General features: G+C 35.7%; 6 protein-coding genes. 4 read left to right on the top strand and 2 right to left on the bottom strand.

Annotated elements, in window-relative coordinates:
- The coding region (locus tag BBH99_RS08855) for a helix-turn-helix domain-containing protein (RefSeq protein WP_131799203.1) at positions 1-235 on the top strand (235 nt) is incomplete at its 5' end.
- Positions 236-244: 9 nt separating this feature from the next.
- Positions 245-1,612: a sensor histidine kinase gene (locus tag BBH99_RS08850; protein ID WP_066694745.1), complete on the top strand. Its 1,368-nt coding sequence runs from the start codon at positions 245-247 to the stop codon at positions 1,610-1,612.
- Between the two features lie 169 nt (positions 1,613-1,781).
- On the opposite strand, the gene BBH99_RS08845 is transcribed toward BBH99_RS08850, so the two are convergent.
- Together BBH99_RS08845 and BBH99_RS08840 are read right to left on the bottom strand one after the other, a co-directional pair.
- Positions 1,782-2,633 (bottom strand): EamA family transporter, encoded by an 852-nt coding sequence (locus BBH99_RS08845; RefSeq protein WP_066694744.1) that lies wholly within the window; start codon positions 2,631-2,633, stop codon positions 1,782-1,784.
- A 220-nt stretch (positions 2,634-2,853) separates the two neighbouring features.
- Positions 2,854-3,807, bottom strand: coding sequence for a Fic family protein (locus tag BBH99_RS08840; RefSeq protein ID WP_185111057.1), 954 nt, complete (start codon positions 3,805-3,807; stop codon positions 2,854-2,856).
- Positions 3,808-4,061: 254 nt separating this feature from the next.
- Here BBH99_RS08840 and BBH99_RS08835 point away from each other — a divergent pair, with 254 nt between their 5' ends.
- On the top strand, positions 4,062-4,544 hold the full coding sequence (locus BBH99_RS08835) for an MgtC/SapB family protein (protein ID WP_065395031.1): 483 nt from the start codon (positions 4,062-4,064) through the stop codon (positions 4,542-4,544).
- A 4-nt stretch (positions 4,545-4,548) separates the two neighbouring features.
- Positions 4,549-5,563: efflux RND transporter periplasmic adaptor subunit (locus tag BBH99_RS08830; protein ID WP_066694740.1), on the top strand; the 1,015-nt coding region annotated here is incomplete at its 3' end.

Genomic DNA, 5,563 nt, shown 5'->3' with positions numbered 1-5,563 from the left:
CAAGGAGTTTAACCTGATGAAATATATGCTGGAAAATCCGGAAAGGGTTCTTTCCCGTTCAGAGATTGCTGAAAATGTATGGGAAACCCATTTCGATACCGGCACTAATTTTATTGACGTGTATATCAACTATATCCGCAAAAAGATTGACAAGGATTTTGAACATAAACTGATCCATACCAAAGCAGGAATGGGCTTTATTTTAAAAAAAGGATACGAAGAACATCAGCAATAATCCATAAGCATGAAAATAAGAACCCGGCTTACCTTACTCTTTACTATTGTCACGGCCATGCTGATGATATTTTATGGTATTGCCGTGTATTATTCTTCAAGTGAAGCCCGGGAAATTTCATTTTATGCCCAGCTCAGAAACGAAGCCGTGGCCAAAGCCAATCTTTTTTTTCAGAGTACCCTGAGCGAAAAGGAAATGCACCGTGTTTACAAAAACAACACAAAAACCATTAATGAGGTTCAGGTAGCCATCTATGACCCGGAATTCAATCTGATCTATCATGATGATTCAAAAGTAGATTTTGTAAAGGAAGATCAGAAAATGCTTTCCAATATTTTAAAGAAAAAAGAAATCAGTTTTTTTATTGATGATCTACAGGCCATAGGAACGGTTTACACTCATAATGGGAAAGAATATTTAGTGACAGCTGCCGGATACGATCAATATGGATATAAATCAATCAACCATCTTCTTACGATCAGTATCATTGCTTTTATCAGCATTTTAATACTTATTTATTTAGCCGGAATATTCCTTTCAAAAAAAGCGTTGAGCCCGCTGAGTGACATGGTTTATCAAATAAAGAGCATCACTGCCGGAAAATTACAATTGCGCTTAAAAACCACTGCTGAGAAAGATGAGCTGAATGAATTAGCCCAAAACTTCAATGGAATGCTGGAAAGACTGGAAAATTCGTTTGATGCTCAAAAACATTTTGTTTCCAATATTTCTCATGAGCTCCGTACTCCACTATCGGCCATTATCACAGAACTGGAATTCTCTACGGAAAAGGAACAAACCAAAGAAGAATATCAGCAGACTATTCAATATGCCCTGGACGATGCCCGGAATATGGTGAAATTATCCAATAGCTTAATGGACCTTGCCAAGGCGAGCTATGACCCTAATGAAATAAGTTTTTCTGAAGTACGACTGGATGAAATTCTTCTGGAATCTTATTCAAAAATCATCAAGGAAAATCAAGGATATAAAGTTTCTTTAAATATTGACAATGCTATAGAAGAGCATCAGCTTGTAGTACAGGGAAATGAATATCTGTTGCAGGTTGCCTTTAATAACCTCATCGATAATGCCTGTAAATATTCTCCGGTTCATACCTGCCTGATTGATGTTAAAGTAACCAATGAAAAGCTTTATATCAGTTTTATCAATACAGGAATTACCATTTCAAAGGAAGACTTGCTTCATATTTTTGAACCTTTTTACAGAAGTGAAGCGTCTAAACAGGAAAAGGGCTATGGAATCGGACTTTTCCTGACTGAGAAAATTATTCACCTGCATCATGCAGCTATAAAAGTGACCTCTGAAAATAAAGAGACTGTTTTTACGGTGATATTTGATACTGAAACCACTTAGTTTTTACAAACCACAAAAGTCACAAAAGTTTTTAAACACTTAAGTTATCTTCAAGTGACAAACTTCATACATAAAAGCACACTAAAGTTTTTGAAAATCTTTGATTTTCATATCCATAAACTTCCGTGTAAATTTGTGTGATCTATAGGGAAATAAAATTATAAATTCTTTAAGTATGGGAAGCTGCTGCCTTATTGAAAACTGTAGTTCCTATACTCGCTGCAATAACACAACTGATAGAAATCCACTGTAAAAAAGACAGTTCTTCAGCAAGGAATACCAATCCGGAAAGGGCAGCAAATGCAGGTTCCAGGCTCATCAGAATACTGAAGGTTTTGGCAGGAAGTTTTTTCAGAGCCATCATTTCCAAAGAAAATGGTAAAGCACTGGATAAAATGGCTACTCCCAACCCTTTTACAAAAATAGTCGGGGTCATATTAAAGACTGCGCCATCCCAAATTGTGAAAGGAATAATTACCAGACTGGCAAACAACATTCCGGTGGTTACAGCATCTCTTCCATCCATTATTTTAGAAACTTTTCCGCCCATTACGATATAAAGAGCCCAGAATATTCCCGCCAGAAAAGCTAATCCAAGTCCTAATAAATCTACATGATCGCTCTTCCATGGAACGATAAGCAATATACCTATACAGGCTAATAATGCCCAAACTACATCCAATAATTTACGTGATAATGCCAATGCAAGAAATAGCGGACCTGCAAATTCTACAGTTACCGCCAATCCTAAAGGAATTCTCTGAATGGCCATATAGAAAATAAGATTCATTGCTGCCAGTCCTGTTCCATACATTGCACAATATTTCCATTTTTGTGGAGTAAACTCTAAAAACTTGGGTCTATTGATAATGGTAAGCAGAATGGCAGAAAGTACAATCCTCAAAGTAACGGTTCCAATGGCTCCAATTGCCGGGAAAAGCTGCTTGGCAATGGATGCTCCACCCTGTACACAGATAATGGCTAACAATGTGGCAGGAATCGCTAAGTTTGAATTTTTCATTTCTAAAATATATAATTTATAAAGACAACTTTGGGTATGAAACCAGGAAATAACAACAAGTTTTATTCTACAAAATTAATAATAGTATAGTACAAAACTAGACTTTTGCCAAATGTATTGAATTAATATCTTAAAAAATGGTTACAGATGAGTGTTTTAATCCTCAATCTGTAACCATTCATAATCCTTTATCAACAAATATTTATTTCAATCAAAGAATTTAAAATTGATATTCTGCTAATCGCTTATCTCCAAATCTGGATAAAATTCCCTGCTCAACTGCCCATTTTAAATCACGACTTGCTGTTGGGGCAGAAATGTTTTTAAAATGATTCAAATAATCTTTTCTGGTAAATGTATTTTTTCCTGCTTTATCTTTAAATAACAATATTCTATCTTCCGTATAAAGTGTTTTATTCTGTAACTGTAAAACTTCTTCTAAAGCAGCCTGAATAATTCCAAGCATAAACTCTATAAAGGGAGTGGAATTACCTTTTTTATCTGACTCAGAAAGTTTACTATAGTATATACTTTGTTGTTGTTTTATTAAACTTTCTACAGGTAAAAACTCAAAAACCGGATATCGCTGCATAAGAATCAAAGTTTGCCATAACCTTCCCATTCTTCCATTTCCATCAATAAAAGGATGAATAAATTCAAATTCATAATGAAAAACACAACTTTTAATCAGTAGTAAATCTTTATCTTTTTTCAGATATCCAAAAAGATCCTTCACTAAAGCTTTAACCATTCCTCCTCCCGGAGCAATATGCTCAACTTTAGATCCTTTCACAATCCCAACATTCGTAGTTCTTAACTTACCTGCGCTCTCAATTAAACCATTCATTAAAATCGAATGAGCCCTTTCCAAATCCTTTATTTGATAAGGATTAAACTGATGAAGCTGTTCATAAGTTTTAATGGCATTCTGAACCTCAAGAATATCTTTTTGAGGGGCCACAACTCTTTTATTCTCTAACAAAGCTGTAATTTGTTCTTCTGTAAGAGTATTACCTTCAATTTCTAATGAAGACTGAATCGTTTTAATTCTATTCTTTTTTCTTAGTTCTGTGGTAGGCTTATATAAAAGAGCAGCATTAATCTCTCCTATTTTCTCTGAAATAGAAGCGATTAGTGACAATATCTCACTAGTAATATGGTAAGGAGGTTTCATTAATGATAGTATCATTTGATACTATCAAATATATCATTTTATTTTCAAACAACTATTCTCTCTATTTTTCTAATAAAATTCTAATAGCATTCTAAAGCTTTTCTAACGGCTGAAAAAGCCCACTATTCCTACTTTTGCACTGTAAAAAATAAAGCATATGGACGCAGATCCTTACAGTAATTATCAATCTTAAAAGCTTTAGTTGTACTCACTTTTCCCGTACAGCTCACAGGCTTTATAAAAAAGGAAAAGTTATGAATACATTTGAATTTACACTTCGTTTATTAACTGCATTCTGTTTAGGAGCCGGTATAGGCTTCGAGAGACAGTGGCGTAAAAAGAATGCAGGCCTCCGCACCAACACTTTAGTTTGTATAGGTTCCGCAGCATTTGTACTGATTGCCATCAGAATTGGTGGTGATGCAGCCGGAAGAATCACCTCTTACATTGTTAGTGGTATTGGATTCCTGGGTGGTGGCGTTATCATGAAAGATGGCCTTACCGTAAGAGGATTAAATACCGCAGCAACTTTATGGTGTTCCGCAGCTATAGGAGCATTATGCGCTCTTGGATATCCCAAGGAAGCACTCATTACCGTCTTTTTCATTGTTTCCACCAATATATTCCTACGCCCTACTTTATCCACTCAAAAGGAAGCCCGGAGTAAAAAACTGGTCATTAACAAGAAAAAGAACAATACAAAACCTAAAATCAGCAACAGCACTCAATTTTATTAAGATCATGAAAAGAATAATCTTAAGCATTATCATTCTTTTTGCAGCCTCCTGCAAAGACAATGTTCCACAACAAGCTCCCGAACAGGAAATCATCCTGAAGGACAATCAGGTTACCATTCCTGAAAACAACCCTGTTTTAAAGAAAATTAAAACTATAACCGTTAGCGATCAGGAATATAGTCATGATATTACTTCTGTAGGAACCATAGAAGCCATTCCTAATAATTATGCAGAAATAGCAAGTCCTTTTTCAGGAAGAGTTACAAAAGCTTTTGTTAATATCGGGCAGAAAGTAAGTGCCGGAAGTCCTCTTTTTGAAGTCCTTTCTTCAGGATATCTGGATATACAGAAAGAATATTCCGATGCCTTGAATGAAGCCGGGCTGGCAGAAAAAAAATACAAACGTCAGCAGGACCTTGTAAAACACGGTGTGGGAATACAAAAGGAACTTGAAGAATCTGAAACCGAATTCAGAAATAAAAAGATTTCCTTATCCAATGCCTCCACAGCATTAAAAATTTACAACAGTCAGGGAAAAGGTTCCGGCGGTTTAATTGTAAGAGCTCCCATTGCCGGTGAAGTGATTTCCAATAAAATTGTTACCGGACAATATCTCCGCGAAGATGCAGAACCTGTGATGTTTATTGCTGAACTTTCTAAGGTCTGGATCTCCGGAGAAGTGAAAGAAAAGGATCTTCGGTTCATTAAAAACGGAGATCAGGTATCTATAAAAGTTAATACCTATCCGGACAGAGCCATTAACGGAAAAGTATACCATATCAATGACTGGGTAGATGAAGCCACAAGAAGTATCAAAGTTTTAATACAATGTGATAATCCCGACAGGACATTAAAACCTGGTATGTTTGCCACCATTATTTACTCCACCGATTCTGAAAACACAATTATTATCCCAACTTCTGCCCTGATGCAAAAAGACGACAATCAATACGTCTGGATCAAAACCGGAAAAAATCAATTCATGAAGCGCAATGTAACCACTGCTGAAGCTTCTGAAA

The organism is Chryseobacterium contaminans (assembly GCF_001684955.1).
GTDB classification, from domain to species: domain Bacteria; phylum Bacteroidota; class Bacteroidia; order Flavobacteriales; family Weeksellaceae; genus Chryseobacterium; species Chryseobacterium contaminans.
This window is presented reverse-complemented; position numbering and strand designations above follow the sequence as displayed.